Origin of the sequence: Haloferax sp. ATCC BAA-644 (assembly GCF_000336975.1) — an archaeon.
Lineage (GTDB): Archaea > Halobacteriota > Halobacteria > Halobacteriales > Haloferacaceae > Haloferax > Haloferax volcanii.
The window spans coordinates 119,780-135,357 of record NZ_AOLF01000031.1; the positions used below are offsets into that span (position 1 = coordinate 119,780).

Annotated in this window: 22 protein-coding genes and 2 tRNA genes; 18 read left to right on the forward strand and 6 right to left on the reverse strand. The window is 68.0% G+C overall.

The annotated features are described in order from the left end of the window. The first annotated feature begins 175 nt into the window (after positions 1-175). Positions 176-1,264, forward strand: coding sequence for a PAS domain-containing sensor histidine kinase (locus C458_RS14055; protein WP_008576648.1), 1,089 nt, complete (start codon positions 176-178; stop codon positions 1,262-1,264). 45 nt (positions 1,265-1,309) lie between these two features. Here C458_RS14055 and C458_RS14060 read toward each other — a convergent pair whose 3' ends face one another. Both C458_RS14060 and C458_RS14065 read right to left on the reverse strand, forming a co-directional pair. Further along, positions 1,310-1,612, reverse strand: coding sequence for a DUF424 domain-containing protein (locus C458_RS14060; RefSeq protein ID WP_004065714.1), 303 nt, complete (start codon positions 1,610-1,612; stop codon positions 1,310-1,312). Continuing rightward, positions 1,613-2,353: a tetratricopeptide repeat protein gene (locus C458_RS14065; RefSeq protein WP_008576651.1), complete on the reverse strand. Its 741-nt coding sequence runs from the start codon at positions 2,351-2,353 to the stop codon at positions 1,613-1,615. It lies immediately after the preceding gene. A gap of 91 nt (positions 2,354-2,444) precedes the next feature. On the opposite strand from C458_RS14065, the gene C458_RS14070 reads away from it, so the two are divergent. From C458_RS14070 to ftsY, 8 genes are all read left to right on the forward strand, one after another. Continuing rightward, positions 2,445-3,062: a histidine phosphatase family protein gene (locus tag C458_RS14070; protein ID WP_008576653.1), complete on the forward strand. Its 618-nt coding sequence runs from the start codon at positions 2,445-2,447 to the stop codon at positions 3,060-3,062. A 26-nt stretch (positions 3,063-3,088) separates the two neighbouring features. After that, a complete protein-coding gene (thpR, locus tag C458_RS14075) occupies positions 3,089-3,643 on the forward strand; it encodes an RNA 2',3'-cyclic phosphodiesterase (RefSeq protein WP_008576654.1) in 555 nt (184 codons plus the stop codon). 150 nt (positions 3,644-3,793) lie between these two features. Further along, on the forward strand, positions 3,794-3,946 hold the full coding sequence (locus C458_RS14080) for a 50S ribosomal protein L39e (protein WP_004045214.1): 153 nt from the start codon (positions 3,794-3,796) through the stop codon (positions 3,944-3,946). Between the two features lie 3 nt (positions 3,947-3,949). After that, positions 3,950-4,228: a 50S ribosomal protein L31e gene (locus C458_RS14085; RefSeq protein WP_004045216.1), complete on the forward strand. Its 279-nt coding sequence runs from the start codon at positions 3,950-3,952 to the stop codon at positions 4,226-4,228. Positions 4,229-4,231: 3 nt separating this feature from the next. Further along, a complete protein-coding gene (locus C458_RS14090; protein ID WP_004045218.1) occupies positions 4,232-4,897 on the forward strand; it encodes a translation initiation factor IF-6 in 666 nt (221 codons plus the stop codon). A gap of 81 nt (positions 4,898-4,978) precedes the next feature. After that, positions 4,979-5,155, forward strand: coding sequence for a 50S ribosomal protein L18Ae (gene rpl18a, locus C458_RS14095; RefSeq protein WP_007275895.1), 177 nt, complete (start codon positions 4,979-4,981; stop codon positions 5,153-5,155). Further along, positions 5,155-5,625 carry a prefoldin subunit alpha gene (gene pfdA / locus C458_RS14100; RefSeq protein ID WP_008576658.1) on the forward strand — a complete coding sequence of 157 codons (471 nt, stop codon included), beginning with the start codon at positions 5,155-5,157 and terminating at the stop codon, positions 5,623-5,625. Before rpl18a ends, pfdA begins: the two co-directional genes overlap by 1 nt. Before the next feature lie 32 nt (positions 5,626-5,657). Next, complete coding sequence (gene ftsY, locus C458_RS14105; protein ID WP_008576659.1) at positions 5,658-7,049, forward strand: signal recognition particle-docking protein FtsY; 1,392 nt, start codon at positions 5,658-5,660, stop codon at positions 7,047-7,049. A 42-nt stretch (positions 7,050-7,091) separates the two neighbouring features. Here ftsY and C458_RS14110 read toward each other — a convergent pair whose 3' ends face one another. Further along, complete coding sequence (locus C458_RS14110; RefSeq protein ID WP_008576661.1) at positions 7,092-7,709, reverse strand: LysE family translocator; 618 nt, start codon at positions 7,707-7,709, stop codon at positions 7,092-7,094. 33 nt (positions 7,710-7,742) lie between these two features. Then, positions 7,743-8,735 (reverse strand): D-2-hydroxyacid dehydrogenase, encoded by a 993-nt coding sequence (locus C458_RS14115; RefSeq protein ID WP_008576662.1) that lies wholly within the window; start codon positions 8,733-8,735, stop codon positions 7,743-7,745. Positions 8,736-8,825: 90 nt separating this feature from the next. Here C458_RS14115 and C458_RS14120 point away from each other — a divergent pair, with 90 nt between their 5' ends. The 4 genes from C458_RS14120 (at position 8,826) to C458_RS14135 (ending at position 12,582) form a co-directional block, all read left to right on the forward strand. Beyond that, entirely contained in the window at positions 8,826-10,223 is a 1,398-nt protein-coding gene (locus C458_RS14120) for a signal recognition particle protein Srp54 (RefSeq protein WP_008576663.1), read from the forward strand. Between the two features lie 123 nt (positions 10,224-10,346). Further along, positions 10,347-10,928, forward strand: a complete 582-nt coding sequence (locus tag C458_RS14125) for a magnesium transporter (RefSeq protein ID WP_008576664.1) — start codon at positions 10,347-10,349, stop codon at positions 10,926-10,928. Continuing rightward, complete coding sequence (locus C458_RS14130; protein ID WP_008576665.1) at positions 10,929-11,489, forward strand: magnesium transporter; 561 nt, start codon at positions 10,929-10,931, stop codon at positions 11,487-11,489. A 73-nt stretch (positions 11,490-11,562) separates the two neighbouring features. Next, positions 11,563-12,582 (forward strand): transporter gate domain-containing protein, encoded by a 1,020-nt coding sequence (locus C458_RS14135; protein ID WP_008576666.1) that lies wholly within the window; start codon positions 11,563-11,565, stop codon positions 12,580-12,582. Positions 12,583-12,652: 70 nt separating this feature from the next. Here the strand turns inward: C458_RS14135 and C458_RS14140 are convergent, their stop codons facing one another. Together C458_RS14140 and C458_RS14145 are read right to left on the reverse strand one after the other, a co-directional pair. Then, positions 12,653-13,069, reverse strand: coding sequence for an RNA-binding domain-containing protein (locus C458_RS14140; RefSeq protein WP_008576667.1), 417 nt, complete (start codon positions 13,067-13,069; stop codon positions 12,653-12,655). A 2-nt stretch (positions 13,070-13,071) separates the two neighbouring features. Further along, positions 13,072-13,641, reverse strand: coding sequence for an AAA family ATPase (locus C458_RS14145; protein ID WP_008576668.1), 570 nt, complete (start codon positions 13,639-13,641; stop codon positions 13,072-13,074). Positions 13,642-13,768: 127 nt separating this feature from the next. Here C458_RS14145 and C458_RS14150 point away from each other — a divergent pair, with 127 nt between their 5' ends. The 5 genes from C458_RS14150 to C458_RS14170 all read left to right on the forward strand — a co-directional run bounded on the left by C458_RS14150 (position 13,769) and on the right by C458_RS14170 (position 15,231). Further along, positions 13,769-14,146, forward strand: coding sequence for a YccF domain-containing protein (locus C458_RS14150; RefSeq protein ID WP_008576671.1), 378 nt, complete (start codon positions 13,769-13,771; stop codon positions 14,144-14,146). Positions 14,147-14,203: 57 nt separating this feature from the next. Then, positions 14,204-14,276 (forward strand) — tRNA-Arg (locus C458_RS14155). A gap of 17 nt (positions 14,277-14,293) precedes the next feature. Next, positions 14,294-14,367: transfer RNA gene (locus C458_RS14160), tRNA-Arg, on the forward strand. 333 nt (positions 14,368-14,700) lie between these two features. Then, positions 14,701-14,976: a hypothetical protein gene (locus C458_RS14165; protein ID WP_008576673.1), complete on the forward strand. Its 276-nt coding sequence runs from the start codon at positions 14,701-14,703 to the stop codon at positions 14,974-14,976. Positions 14,977-15,027: 51 nt separating this feature from the next. Next, entirely contained in the window at positions 15,028-15,231 is a 204-nt protein-coding gene (locus tag C458_RS14170; protein ID WP_008576675.1) for a hypothetical protein, read from the forward strand. Positions 15,232-15,578: the final 347 nt, after the last annotated feature.

The window sequence follows — 15,578 nt, forward strand, 5'->3', positions numbered from 1 at the left end:
TTACCCCCGTAGGCACAACACGTCTTCGGTCCGCACGCGGCTCCGAAACCGAATTCAGTTTCGTCAGCCGGCAACTGTGGCCGGTAACGGTGACGCGACTGCGACGGTGACGCGTCGGAGACGTGTCGGGCCCCCACCCAAACGAATCAAGTAGCTCACGTCCGTTTGTGTAGCAATGTCGCACGCCACCTCGTCCTCGCTCGCGTTTTCGAGCCTCGACGCGCTCCCGACGCAACTCGCGATTCTGGACGAGGACGGCGTCATCGTCTACACCAACCGCGCGTGGCAGGAGTTCGGCAACGAACACGGCTATCAGGGCGACAGTAGTTCCGTCGGCATGAACTACTTCGGCGTCTGCGACCTCAGCGCCGACGCCGACGCGACGACGGCCAGCGAGGGCATCCGCGCCGTCATCGACGGCGACAGAGACGAGTTCTCCTTCGAATACCCCTGCGAGACGCCCGAAGAGCGCCTCTGGTTCACCATGCGGGCGACTCGATTCACCGACGACGGCGAGACGTACGTTCAAATCGCACACCTCGACATCACCGACCGAAAGCGCGCGGAACTGGAGGCCGAAGAGAAGGCCGAGCGCCTCCGGAATCTCGCGCGGATGCTCTCGCACGACCTCAGAAACCCGCTTTCGGTCGCCGTGGGCTACGTCGAATCGCTCCTCGACGACGTGGTCGCCGCCGACGGACTCGAACAGGTCGCCGGCGCGCTCGACCGGATGGACGACATCATCACCGACGCGCTGGTGTTGGCCCGCCACGACGCGGTCGAGGAGCTCTCGACCGTCGACCTCGAAACGCGCGCGACGACCGCGTGGGAGCACGTCGACACCGGCTCGGCCGACCTCGTCGTCGCCGACACCGTCGAGTTCCGCGCGGACCCGAGTCTGTTGGGACACGTCTTCGAGAACCTGTTTCGGAACGCCGTCGAGCACGGCTCGACGGGCAGTCGGGATTCTCCCGACGACGCTGTCGAGCACGGCGCGAGCGACGACCTGACCGTGACGGTCGGCGTGCTCTGTGGCGACGCGGACGTGACGGGGTTCTACGTCGAGGACGACGGCGTCGGCATCCCCGCGGAGACCCGCGACGAGGTGTTCGAGGCCGGCTACACCACGGGCGAGAGGGGGACCGGCCTCGGTCTGTCAATCGTCGCGCAGGCCGTTCACACGCACGACTGGGATATCGACGTCACCGAGGCCGAAAACGGCGGCGCTCGCTTCGAGATAACGGGCGTCGAGCGCCCGGCGTAACGTACCGGCGCGGAAGCGCGGAGCGCACTGATTTTCGACGGCGGCTCAGCGGAGCCAGAGCAGTTGCGCGTGGAGCGTGCCGTCGACTTCGAGGACGGTTTCCTCGTCCACGAGGCCGGCGTCGATGGCCACCGAGACTGACTCCTCGCCGACGATGTTGGCGACGGTCGCGCGGGTGAGGCTGTCCACGACGGCGTCTTCGTCGGCGGTCTCGGCCTCGTCGCCGCCGTAGAAGTCCTCCGTCACGTCCAGCGAGACGCCGTCGTCGGTGTAGGTCTCACCGATGCAGTCGGGGTCGCAGACCGAGACGAGGAGCCCTTCGGGGGTCTCCCGCTCGCGGAGGAGCATCTAGTACTCCTCGACGAGTTCCGCTTCGGCCTGCTCGCGGAGGTCGTCGGCCTGCTGCTGGGCCTGTTCTGCTTCCTCGTCGCGCCCGAGTTCTTCGAGCGCGCGCGCCTTCTCCTCGTGGACGCCGGGCGTGCGCATCCCGAGGCGGATGGCGTTGTCGAAGGCGTTGACGGCGTCCTCGTTGAGGCCGCGCTCGTGGAGGAAGAAGCCGCGGTTGTACCACGCCTGCGGGAACCGGGGGTCGAGTTCGACGGCGCGCTCCGCGTGGTCGAGCGCGTCGGCCGTCTGGCCGGCCTCCCAGAGCGCGTACGCGAGGTTGGTGTGGGCCGTCGCGGCGTGTTCGCTGTCGTCGTCGAGTTTGAGCGCCTCCCGGTAGGAGCCGATGGCCTCGTCCCACTCTTCGAGTTGGCCGTGGGCCGCGCCCTTGTTCACCCACGCTTCTTGGGCGATGTCGTCGTCGTCACCGGCGAACCGAGCGACGCGCTCGAACGCCTCGGTGGCCTCCTCGAAGCGGTTAATCTGCATGTACGAGAGCGCCACGTCGAGCAGTTTCTCGACGTCGACGTCCTCGGGGTCGATGTTCCGCTGGTCGAGGATGTCGGTCAGGACGCGCGAGTCGACCGGGTCGACCTTCGTCGGGTCCACCGAGAGTTCGGGCGGGTCGAGCGAGAAATCGGAGTAGTCCTCGTCGAACCCCTGCCCTTCGGAGAAGCGGTGGGGTCGCTTGCCGTCGTCGGTCATATAGCCGCGCTTGGGCGTCACGGCGGTTAAACGCTGCGTCAGCGGGACGACACCGACCGCTTTTTAGCCTCCCGCGGGCGAGCGTCTCCGAATGTCCGCGCCCCCGACGACGGTCGTGTCGTTCGTCCGGCACGCCCACGTCCCGTCCGTCTCCGACGCCGAGCGCACTCCCGGCCTCTCGCGTCGCGGCCGCCGCGACGCCGCGCGCGTCACCGCCCGCCTCGCGGACCTCGCGGACGTGGTCGCCACCGCCCCGGCCGAGCGCGCCCGCGCGACCGTCGAGGGCGTCGCCGACGCGGCGGACGCCCCGCTCATCGTCGACGACGACCTCAGAGAACGCGAACTCGCTGACTCACCCATCGAAGACTTCGACGAGGCCGTCGAACACCTCTGGGCGAACCCGAACGCGTCGCACCCCGGCGGCGAGTCCCACGCCGAGGCGCAGGCCCGCGGCGTCGCCGCAGTCGACCGCCTCGTCGAGGCGTACCCCGACCGCCACGTCGTCGTCGGCACCCACGGGACGCTCATGGCGCTCGTGTTCAACGCCTACGACCCGCGCTACGGCCGCGAGTTCTGGACGGGGCTGACGACGCCCGACGTGTACGAGGTGACGTTCGTGGACGGCGAGGCGTTCAGCATCGCCCGGACGTGGACGCCCGAGGCGGACGACCGCGCGGGCGACGCCGACCGCGACCCGGCGGAACGTTAACGTCCGGCTCGAGTTAACCATCTGCCATGCGTTGTTTTCTCGCCGTCGACCTCCCCGACTCGCTCGCGGCGGGCGTCGCCGCGGTACAGGACCGGCTTTCGGACGCGGACGGGCTTCGGTTCACCGACCCCGAGGGGGCGCACGTCACCCTGAAGTTCCTCGGCGAGGTGTCGCCGGACCGCGTCGGAGCGGTGGAGGATGCGGTCGAATCGGCCGTCGACGCCGCCGGAGTCGGCCCCTTCGACGCCTCGGTCGGCGGGCTGGGCGTCTTTCCCTCGCTCGACTACATCCGGGTCGTCTGGGTCGGCGTCGACGACGGCGGGACCGAGTTGACGCGGCTCCACGAGGCCATCGAACGCGAGACGACGGCACTCGGCTTCGACCCCGAAGACCACGAGTTCACGCCGCACGTCACGCTCGCCCGCATGGACGACGCCCGCGGGAAGGACCTCGTGCGGCGCGTCGTCGGGGGCCAGTCACCGACGGTCGGGTCGTTTCGCGTGCGCGAGGTGCGCCTGAAGAAGAGCGACCTCGGTCCCGACGGCCCCGAGTACGAGACGGTGGCGCGGGTCTCGCTGTGAGGCGCGTCAGTCGTCGGTCGGTCGGCCGCCCGCGACGCCGACCCCCGCGGAGAGCCGCGTTTCAGCCGATCCGGGCGTGCGGACGCCCCTCACACGCCCGAAACTCGAAGGAACAAGATTTTATGCGGAGGATGGAAAGTACAGCCCACTATGGGTAAGAAGTCGAAGTCCAAGAAGAAGCGTCTGGCGAAGCTCGAACGCCAGAACAGTCGCGTCCCCGCGTGGGTCATGCTCAAGACGGACATGGAAGTCACGCGAAACCCCAAGCGTCGCAACTGGCGGCGGAGCAACACGGACGAGTAAGCAATGAGCGCAAACGACTTCGAGGAGCGCGTCGTCACCGTCCCGCTCCGAGACGTGCAGGCGGTTCCGGCACACGAACGCGCGGGCCGCTCGATGACGCTCATCCGCGAGCACCTCGCGAAGCACTTCAAGGTCGACGCCGAGAACGTGCGTCTCGACACGCAGATCAACGAGGACATCTGGGCGCACGGTCGGCAGAGCCCGCCGAGCAAGTTCCGCGTCCGCGCCGCGCGTTTCGACGAGGACGGCGAGTCGGTCGTCGAAGCGGAACCGGCCGAGTAAACGGTGCTTCGCGCCTCCTTCGCCGGTTCGTCCTACATCGGCGTCTTCGCTCGCGCGACCGACGACGCGCTGTTGGTCCGCCCGGACGCCGACGACTCGCTCGCCGAGCAGATGGCCGAGGAACTCGACGTGCCGCTGGTCAAGACGACCGTCGGCGGGTCGGGTACGGTCGGTGCGTTAGCGACGGGTAACGAGAACGGACTACTCGTGTCGAGCCGCGCCACGTCCCGCGAGAAGGAGGCCCTCACCGACGCCGTGGACCTCCCGGTCTACGAGCTTCCCGGTCGCATCAACGCCGCCGGCAACGTCGTTCTCGCGAACGACTACGGCGCGTACGTCCACGCGGAGCTCTCCGACGAGGCCGTCGCGGCCGTCGAGGAGGCGCTCGAGGTCCCCGTCGAACGCGGCGACCTCGCCGACGTTCGAACCGTCGGGACGGCGGCCGTCGCCAACAACCGCGGCGTCCTCTGTCACCCGAAGTCTCGCGAACCCGAACTCGAGGCGCTCGAAGCGCTGCTCGACGTTCGCGCCGACATCGGCACCATCAACTACGGCGGCCCGCTCGTCGGCTCCGGCCTCGTCGCCAACGACGAGAGCTACGTCGTCGGCGAGGACACGACCGGCCCGGAACTGGGTCGCATCGAAGACGCCCTCGATTACATCGACTGAGGGCCTCGCGACCCCCCGTTTTTCGCTTCAGTTTCGCTCCGAGTAGGAAGACCTTTCCCGCTCGCCACCCGACCGACGTGCATGAGCCAGTTCATTATCACGGGCAGCTTCACGAGCCGTGGCGTCGTCCACGAGTTCACGAAGACTGTCGAAGCGCCGAACGAGAACGTCGCGCAGGAACGCGCCTTTTCGCTCATCGGGAGCGAGCACGGAATCAAGCGCACGAAGGTCGAGCTCAACGAGGTGTCCGCGGCATGATGGGCGGCGGTCAGCAGCAACTCCAGCAGCTCTCCCAGGAGCTTCAGGCGCTCGACGAGGAAATCGAAGGGCTCGAAGCCGAGGTCTCGGACCTGAACGACGAGAAAGACGAGATCGACGAGGCCGTCGAGGCCATCGAAACGCTCGAAACGGGCTCGACGGTACAGGTGCCCCTCGGCGGCGACGCGTATCTCCGCGCGGAAGTCCAGGACATCGACGAGATCGTCGTTTCCCTCGGCGCGAACTACGCCGCCGAACAGGAACAGAGCACGGCCATCGAGACCCTGCGACGCAAGCAGGACGCGCTCGACGAGGAGATCGCGAGCGTCCGCGGCCAGATCGAGGAGCTCGAAGAGGAGAGCGACGAGATCGAAGAGCAGGCGATGCAGGCCCAACAGCAGATGCAGCAACAGCAGATGCAGCAGATGCAGCAGATGCAGGGCGAGGGCGACGACGGCGACGACGAGTAAGGTAACCCCTACCCCCACCTCCTACTATTCAGATGTTCGACGGACTGAAGAAGAAACTCAACCGCTTCCGTAACGACGTTGAAGAGACCGCCGAAGAGAAGGCCGAGGCGGCCGCCGACGAGGCCGAAGCCGACGCCGACGAGGCCGAAGCCGACGCCGACGCGGAAGCGGAATCAGCACCAGCAGACGCGGACAACGCGGCGGTCGAACCCGAGGCGTCCGAACCCGCTGCTGCCGACGCGGACGCCGACGCCGTCGGCGACGCGGACGCCGGGTCCGAAGCCGACGCGGCCGACGCTCCCGCGGACGCCGAGTCGGTGACCGACGCTGACGCCGCGCCCGAATCAGACGCGGCCGAGCAGACCGCGGCGGTCGAAGCGGAAGCCGACACCGAAGCCGAAACCGACGCGGACGCAGGCGACGAGCCGGCAGCCGCCGAACCGACGGCCGACGAGGTCGAACCGCGCGAGTCGCTCGCCTCCGACGCCGCGAAGGCGGCGCTGACCGAGGAAGACGAAGACGATTCGTCCGGTCCGGGTCGGCTCCGCCGCGCCGCCGCGTTCGCCACGGGGAAGGTCGTCATCGAGGAGGAAGACCTCGAAGACCCCCTCTGGGAGCTCGAGATGGCGCTCCTCCAGAGCGATGTCGAGATGCAGGTCGCAGAGGAGATTCTCGAGACCATCCGCGAAAAGCTCATCGGAGAGACGCGAAAGCAGGTCGAGAGCACCGGCCAGCTCGTCTCCGAGGCGCTCCACGACGCGCTGTACGAGGTCATCAGCGTCGGGCAGTTCGACTTCGACCAGCGCATCGCCGAGGCCGACAAGCCGGTCACGCTCATCTTCACCGGCATCAACGGCGTCGGGAAGACGACGACCATCGCCAAACTCGCCCGCTACTTCGAAAAGCAGGGCTACTCGACGGTGCTCGCCAACGGCGACACCTACCGCGCCGGCGCGAACGAGCAAATCCGCGAGCACGCGGAGGCGCTCGACAAGAAGCTCATCGCCCACGAGCAGGGCGGCGACCCGGCGGCGGTCATCTACGACGGCGTCGAGTACGCCGAGGCCCACGACATCGACATCGTCCTCGGCGACACGGCCGGTCGGCTCCACACCTCGAACGACCTGATGGCGCAGTTGGAGAAGATAGACCGCGTCGTCGGCCCGGACCTCACCCTCTTCGTGGACGAGGCGGTCGCCGGCCAGGACGCGGTCGAACGCGCCCGGCAGTTCAACGACGCGGCCGCCATCGACGGCGCGATTCTGACGAAGGCCGACGCCGACTCCAACGGCGGCGCGGCCATCTCCATCGCGTACGTGACGGGCAAGCCCATCCTGTTCCTCGGCGTGGGACAGGGCTACGACCACATCGAGAAGTTCGACCCCGAGCAGATGGTCGAGCGCCTGCTCGGTGAAGACGAGTAATCGTCCTCGGTCCGTCGTCCGTTTCTTTCGGTCGCCTCACGCTCACTCCAGTACGAGCACAACTCCGAGCAGCAGCATCGTCCCCGCGCCGACGTAGTTCAGCGCGCTGGCGACCCGGGTCTCCGCGAGTCTCGACCCGAGTCGGTCCGCGCCGAGCGCGACGACGGAGAGATACACCGCCGTGAGGAGGGCGTAGGTCGCGCCCAGACTCGCCATCCTGACGCCGGCTCCCGCGCCCTGTCCGGCGAACCCGGGGAGAAACGCGAGGAAGAACAGCGCGACCTTCGGGTTGAGCGCGTTGACGAGGACGCCGCGGCGAAAGCTCGCCCCGCTTTCGGTCTCGACAGTCGGGTCGAACTCGTCGTTTCGGAGGGCGGTGACGCCGAGGTACACGAGGTACGCCGCGCCGACGTACCTGACCGCCGCGGCGGCCTCGGGGACGGTTCGAAAGAGCGCCGCCGCGCCGAGCGCCGCAAGGAGCGTGTGAAAGAGGACGCCCGTGGCGATGCCGAACGCCGACCGGACGCCCGGTCCGCGACCGTCGAGGCCGCGGGCGAGGACGTACATCGTGTCGGGACCGGGCGCGAGGATGAGCGCGACCGCCGCGCCGCAGAACGCGAGATAGGTCGCGGGGTCGAGGCCGAACGCGAGCGTCGTCATCGCTCGGGACTACGATTCGTCGCGGGAAGTAGCTCAGGGGTTCGAGCCAGCGTCCGAGTCCGGTTTCGGAACGACCTGATTGCGGAGCGTGGGGTTGCCGCCTTCCGACGCCGACGCCAGTCGTTCGACGTTCTCCGCGAGGATGTCGGCGACTCGCGTCCAGTAGTGCGGCGTGTGGCCGGAGACGTGCGGGGTGATGTAGACGTTCTCGAAGCCCCAAAGCGGGTGGTCTTCGGGCAGCGGCTCGGGGTCGGTCACGTCGAGCGCGGCGGCGCGGAGTCGGTTGCTTCGGAGGTGCGAGACGAGGGTGTCGGTGTCGACGATACCGCCGCGCGCGACGTTGACGAGGACGGCGTGTTCGGGGAGCGCGCTCAGCGCCCGGCCGTCGATGAGTCCGCGCGTCTCGTCGGTCAGCGGGCACGCGACCACGAGGAAGTCGGTGCGGACGAGCGCCGATTCGAGGTCGTCGAATCCGAGCACTTCGTCGGTCGGGCCGCCCTTTTCCGGCGTGTAGCGAACGCCGACGGTCTCGACGCCGAACGCGTCGAGTCGCTCGACGACCGCCTGTCCGATGGCGCCGAGGCCGACCACGGTAGCCGTCGACCCCCGTAACTCGCCGTACGACTGGAAACTCCGCCACTCGCGTCGTCGCTGGCGGCGGAGGCCCTCGTCCAGCCGTCGGGTAATCATGAGCAGCCACCCGAGGACGTGTTCGGCGATGTTGGGGCCGTGGACGCCGGAAGCGTTGGTGACGCGGACGCCGCGCTCGCGGAGTGTGTCCAGCGGGAGGTGGTCGTAGCCGGCGGCCGCGCCGGCGAACAGTCGGAGGTCGTCGGCGGCGTCGAGCACCTCGTCGGGGAGCGACGTGCCCGTGATGACGGTCGCGTCCGTCGCGGCGTCGAGCGTTTCGGCGGTCGTCTTCGGGTGGCGCACGGTCGCGTCGGGCAGGCGCTCGCGGAGGGCCGCGGCGTACTCCGACGCCGGGATGCCGTGCGTGGGGCGGTCGAGGACGAAAATCGTGGTCATCGAGTGCGCTGTCGGGGGCCGAGCCGATAGGTGTTGGCCCCGAACGCGACGGATAAAGCCTTTACCGGCGCGACGGCGTAGGAACGCACAATGGTACTCGACAATCTCGGGAGTTCCCTCCGCGGCAGTCTGGATAAGCTGCGCGGGAAGTCCCGCCTCGACGAGGACGACGTTCAGGAGATCGTCAAGGAGATTCAGCGCTCCCTGCTCTCCGCCGACGTCGACGTCAGCCTCGTCATGGACCTCTCGGACTCCATCAAGACCCGCGCGCTGGAAGAGGAGCCGCCGGGCGGCACGAGCGCGCGCGACCACGTCCTGAAAATCGTCTACGAGGAACTCGTCGACCTCATCGGTGAGTCGACAGAGATTCCGCTCGAATCGCAGACCATCATGCTCGCCGGCCTCCAGGGGTCGGGGAAGACGACCACCTCCGCCAAGATGGCGTGGTGGTTCTCGAAGAAGGGGCTTCGCCCCGCGGTCATCCAGACCGACACCTTCCGCCCCGGCGCGTACGACCAGGCCAAGCAGATGTGCGAGCGCGCCGAGGTCGACTTCTACGGCGACCCCGACTGCGACGACCCGGTCCAAATCGCCCGCGAGGGCCTCGAAGCGACCGAGGACGCCGACGTGCACATCGTCGACACGGCCGGTCGCCACGCGCTCGAAGACGACCTCATCGACGAAATCGAGGAGATAGAGGGCGTCGTCCAGCCCGACCTGAACCTGCTCGTCCTCGACGCGGCAATCGGGCAAGGGGCGAAGGAACAGGCCCAGCAGTTCGACGAGTCCATCGGCATCGGCGGCGTCGTCATCACCAAACTCGACGGGACGGCGAAGGGCGGCGGCGCGCTGACCGCCGTCAACGAGACCGACTCGTCCATCGCCTTCCTCGGGATGGGCGAGACGGTCCAAGACATCGAGCGCTTCGAGCCGAACGGCTTCATCTCTCGGCTGCTCGGCATGGGCGACCTGAAACAGCTCTCCGAGCGCGTCGAACGCGCCATGTCCGAGACCCAGGCCGAAGACGAGGACTGGGACCCCGAGGAGATGATGAAGGGGAACTTCACCCTCAAGGACATGCAAAAGCAGATGGAGGCGATGGACAAGATGGGGCCGCTCGACCAGGTGCTCGACATGATTCCGGGCTTCGGCGGCGGCATCAAAGACCAGCTTCCGGACGACGCGATGGACGTGACCAAAGACCGGATGCGCGCGTTCGAGGTCATCATGGACTCGATGACCGAGGCGGAACTGGAGAACCCCCGGAAGGTCGGCGCGTCCCGCGTCAGGCGCATCGCGCAGGGGTCGGGACAGGACGAGGAGACGATACAGGAACTGCTCGAACAGCACCGCATGATGGAACAGACGATCAAGCAGTTCCAGAACATGGGCGACGGCGACATGCAGCGGATGATGAAGAAGCTCCAGAACCAGGGTGGCGGCGGCGGTGGCGGCATGGGCGGTCTCGGCGGTATGGGTCCGTTCTAACTTCTCGGCTCCCGCTCGACTCTCCGTTTTCTGCGGTTCCGTTCCCACGACGCCGCGGCCCCGGTTCTCACGCCCCGTCGCGATACCGCCGACTTTTAACGCTCGGGGCCGTCGCACCCCACAATGACCGTGCGAGACGTGGCGGTCGAGGCCTACAAGGAAGCCTTGCCCGCGCTCGCGGCCAGCCTCGTCGGCGGCCTCGTCGCCGGCGTCGTTCTCGGGGGGATGCGGGCCGAACTCCGGGCCGTCCCGGGGCTGCTCGTGCTCGTCCCCGCGCTCTTGGCGACCCGCGGGAACGTCTACGGCTCGCTCGGCGCTCGCATCGCCACCGCGCTCCATCAGGGGCTCATCGAACCCCGCGTCACCGGCGGCGACGAGCGCCTCCGGGCGGCCGCGACGGCCGCGCTCGCAAACGGCGTGCTCACGAGCACGTTCGCCGCCGTCGTCGCGTACTTCCTCCTCACGTTCCTCGGCAGCCGGGTCGCGCCGCTTCCGATTCTCGTCGGCGTCGCCATCGTCGCCGGCCTGCTGTCCGGCGTCGTCCTGACCGTCGTCGTCGTCAGCGTCGTCTTCGCGGGCTACCGCCGCGGGCGCAACCCCGACACCATCGTCGGCCCGGTCGTGACGACCACCGGCGACGTGTTCGGCGTCCTCTTTCTGCTCATCGCCGTCCGAACCGTCCTCGCCGTCGCGGGGGTGTTCTGAGTGCCGACCGAGTGGACCGTCCGCGCCATCACGCGGGCGATGCTCCCGGTGCTGCTCGTGCTCACGCTCGTCGAACTCGGCAGCGGCCTCGTCCTCGGGAGCTTCGAGGCGCAGTTGTTCCGCTACCCGTCGCTGCTCGTGCTCGTCCCCGTCACCATCGGGACCGCGGGGAACCTCGGGAGCGTCCTCGCGGCGCGACTGTCCACGTCGTTCCACCTCGGGACGCTCTCGTTTTCGCCCCGCGACGACGAACTCGCGGGCAACGCCGTCGCCACGCTCGCCCTCGCGGTGACGGTGTTTCCCGTCATCGGCGCGGGCGCGTGGGTCGCCACGCTCCTCGTCTCCGGCGACACGTCGCTGGCCCTCCGGAAGGTCGTCCTCGTCGCCTTATCCAGCGGGATTTCGCTCGCCGTCCTCGCGGTCGTCGTGACGTTCTCTGCAACCTACGTCGCCTACCGGTTCGGCCTCGACCCCGACGACGTGGTCATCCCCGTCGTCACCAACCTCTGCGACGTGCTGGGCGTCGTCGTCCTGTTCGGGGTGGCGCAGGTGCTCGTCTGACCCCCTGCCCCCGACGTTCGAACGCCTCCCGCCGACCGACGCCGATTAGTTCGCTCGGCACCGACCGTCGGTCGTGCAGCCGTCGGCCGTCCTCCCGGTGCTGTTCGAGGTGCTCCCGCGAGTCGCGCGCATCGCCGCCTACATCGCCGTGGGCGTCTTCGCCGCGAACCTCGTCGTCGCCTTCGGCCTCGTCGAGCGCATCGCCGGCCTCTCGCGGTATCTGACGAGTCCCGCGAACCTCCCCGACGAGGTGGGGACGGCCATCGTCACCACCGCCGCCTCGACGACGGCGGGCTACGGGATGCTCGCGGAGTTCCGCGAATCGGGCGTCCTCGACGACCGGGCGACCCTCGTCGCCGTCACCATCAACACGTTCTTCGGCTTCGTCCAGCACATCTTCACGTTCTACTGGCCGGTGCTCATCCCCATCCTCGGCCGCGAGGTCGGCTTCATGTACGTCGGCGCGCGGGCGGCCATCGCGCTCGCCATCACCGCGACCGGCGTCGTCGCCGGCGCGGTGCTCCTCTCGGACCGGAACACGACCCCGGTCGCGGTCACCGAGACCGACGGCTCGGGCGGCGCGGTCGATGCGGTCGATTCGGCCGCCGACCCGGGCGACTCCGGCGACGCGGCCGAGAGCGACGACTCCCTCCGAGAGATGCTCGAAGACGCCGCTCGGAGCACGTGGCAGAAGCTTCGACGCATCGTCCCGCGACTCGCCGTCGTCTACGTGGCCGTCACACTCCTGCTTCGGACGACCGACCTCGAATCGTTCGCGGCGCTCGCCAGTCCGCTGACGAACCTCGTCGGCCTGCCGGGCGCGGCCGTCCCCGTCGTCGTCGCCTTCGCGTTCGACACGACGACCGGCGCGGCGACCATCGCGCCCGCCATCGGCGAGACGTTCACGCCGAGACAGGCCGTGGCGACGATGCTCATCGGGGGTATCATCTCCTTCGCCGTCTCGACGTTCAAGCGGTCGATTCCCTTCCAGTACGGCATCTGGAGCCCCGAGTTCGGGTCCAAAGTCATCGCCGTCAACACGGGGCTGAAAATCGTCTTCATCGCCGTCGCGGTGGCGCTGTTGGTCGCCTGAGTGGCGAAAACGGCGTCTCAGTCTCGGTTTCGGTTTCGGTTTCGGTTTCGGTTTCGGTTTCGGTTTCGGGTTAGCGGTCGTTCGGGTCGACCGGTCGCCCCTCTTCGGTCGGCGGCGCGATGTAGTCGATGACCTCGTCGACGGAGGGGTCGCGGACGGTCACGTGCACGTCGATGTCTCCGAGTTCGTCGGGGTTACCGACGGAGAAGTTGACGACGCCCTTGAACGCGGCCTGCTTTTTCAGCGCGAACGAGAAGCCGTCGTCGTCGCGGCGCTTCGCGAACTCGCGGCGGGCGGTGTCGAGGATGGCCTGCTCGTGGAGGCGTTCGGAGAAGCGCTCCAGCTCGTGGGTTTTGCCGACGAGCTGTCCGGGTTCGTGGTCGAGTTCGACGCCGGGGAAGATGTTCTCGACGGCGTCGCCGACGCGGTCGGTGACCTCGGTGTCGCGGACGGGGGCCTCGATGCGGACGTCGACGCTGTAAATCATGCTCACGCGTCGGCCTCCGCGAGCGCTTCCGGTCCCTCTTCGAACAGCTTCGTGATGGTTTCGCGGTACTCAGCCAGCGTGCCGGTGTTCTGGATGACCACGTCGGCGCGGTCCATCGCGTCGCCCATACCGAAGTCGAGTTCGCGGCGTTCGCGCTTTTTGAGCGCCTCCACGTCGGTATCGCTGTCGTCGCGGTCGCGGTCGAGCAGGCGCTCGGCGCGCGTCTCGAACGGCGCTTCGACGCTCACGAGGACGAAGTCGTCGCCGAACGCCTCGCGGAAACGGTCGAGTTCGATGCCCGACCGAAGCCCGTCGACGAGCACCACGTCGTTCGATTCGAGGTGGTCTTCGACCATCGGCAGCGAGCGCGCGGCGATGGCGTCGTCGCCCTCCTCCTCGCGGAGCGCGGTCGCTATCTTCCCGTGGTCCGTCGCGGGGTCGAGGCCGCGCTCGCGACACTCCTCGCGGATGACGTCGCCCATCGTCACGACGGGCACGCCCGCGTTGCGGGCCACCTCGGCGAGTTCGCCCTTGCCGCTTCCCGGCAGGCCGACCGTCCCGATGACTCTCATAGCCGGTGTTACCGCGTTGGCGCTGTTAAAGCCTCCCTTCACGTCGCCCCGGGTGGCGGGTTTCGGATTCTCTCTTCCCATCCGGTCCGACCCCGTCGCTTTTCGTCTCGCCCCGCGTACTACGCTTATGTCTCAGCGCTCGTTCGTCGTCCGCGCCCTCTGGTTCGTCTTTGTCGGCTGGTGGGCGACGCCCGCCGTCGTCAACGTCGCGTGGTTCCTGAACGCGACCGTCATCGGCATCCCGCTCGGCGTCGCGCTCATCAACCTCGTTCCGACGGTGCTCTCGTTGAAGGAGCCGAAAACCCGGCTCGACCCCGACTCGGGCCGCGGCCAGCGGTCGGTCGTCGTCCGCGCCGTCTACTTCGTGTTCGTCGGCTGGTGGCTGAGCTGGGTCTGGGCGAACGTGGCGGTGCTGTTCACGCTCACCATCGTCGGCCTCCCGGCCGGCATCTGGATGCTCAACCGGCTCCCCGCGGTCACGTCGCTGTACCGGTTCGACGGGTAGGTCGGGACGGGGAGAACCCGATTCGTTTTTCTTGCAGGGACGGTTTGTGGGCATCGAGGGCGCGTAGCTCAGTCGGACAGAGCGTCGGACTTCTAATCCGATGGTCGCGGGTTCGAATCCCGTCGCGCTCNGGTTTGTGGGCATCGAGGGCGCGTAGCTCAGTCGGACAGAGCGTCGGACTTCTAATCCGATGGTCGCGGGTTCGAATCCCGTCGCGCTCGCTCGGCCGGAGGCCTCGCTCGCGCGACGGACATCGCAAACGCTTCGCGTTTGCTCAATCCCGTCGCGCTCTTTTCGTTGTGACAGACCGCCGAGCGACGGCGTCGGCGGGTTCGCCCTCAACAGCCCTGAACTACTTCTGCCCCGATGACTATCNAATCCCGTCGCGCTCTTTTCGTTGTGACAGACCGCCGAGCGACGGCGTCGGCGGGTTCGCCCTCAACAGCCCTGAACTACTTCTGCCCCGATGACTATCGGCGCACGCTCGGATACGTGTGGGCCAGCTTAGTTATAAATCCAACATCTTCTTGGTCGGGAGACACGATACGCCCCGCATGGACGTTCTCGGCATCGTCGCCGCGGCGGTCGTCTTCGGCGTCGCCGCCTACAATCTCGTGACGAGCCTCGACGGCCGATTCGCGAGACTCCTGTTCGGGTGTCTGGGCGTCGTCGCCGCGACGCTCTACGTCATCGAACAGTTCGGACTCGCGGCGTCGCTCGGACTGAACGTCGCTCACGGCCTCCAACTCGTCGCGGCCCTGCTCGTGGTCTCGGCGCTGGTCGATTTCCTCGCCCGGCGCGCCGAGGCGGGCGATTCCGGGTCGTCGTGAACGCCGCGACTCCCCCCTATTCTCATTACGCGTCGTCCAGTTGCCCCGTGTATGGCCTTCGCGTCCGACTCCCCGTTCGGGGGACGGTTCGAACAGACGATAGACGACGCGGTCGTCTACGGCGACGCCGAGATGGAATCCGTGCTCCACGAGGGGCCGGTCCGCGTGCTCGCCAACGGCTGGGTCGAGGTACCGGGCGGCCGGTATCTCTCCCCGCACGCGGTCCACCACATCGACACACGGGTGTCCGAGTGATGTCGAGTCTCAGACAACGGCCAACTCCCGACCGCAGTCGGGGCACTCGTCGTCGACGATAGTCACCGGCGCGTCGCAGTCCGGACAGAACTCGCGGTAACACGCCCTGTCTCCCATACGTACCGCTATCACGGGAACGGTGGTGAACGTTGGGGCGAACCGGAGCGCCGAGCGTCGGCCGGCCCGTCACTCGTCATCGACGTCTTTTCCCGGACCGGCGAAGTTCGCGCCGAGTTCGGCACCGTAGCGTCGGGCGTAGACGCCGGGGGCTGCGAGGAGGTCGCTTGGCGCGCCAGATTCCACGACGACGCCGCCGTCGACGACGTGGACGCGGTCGGCGTCGCGGA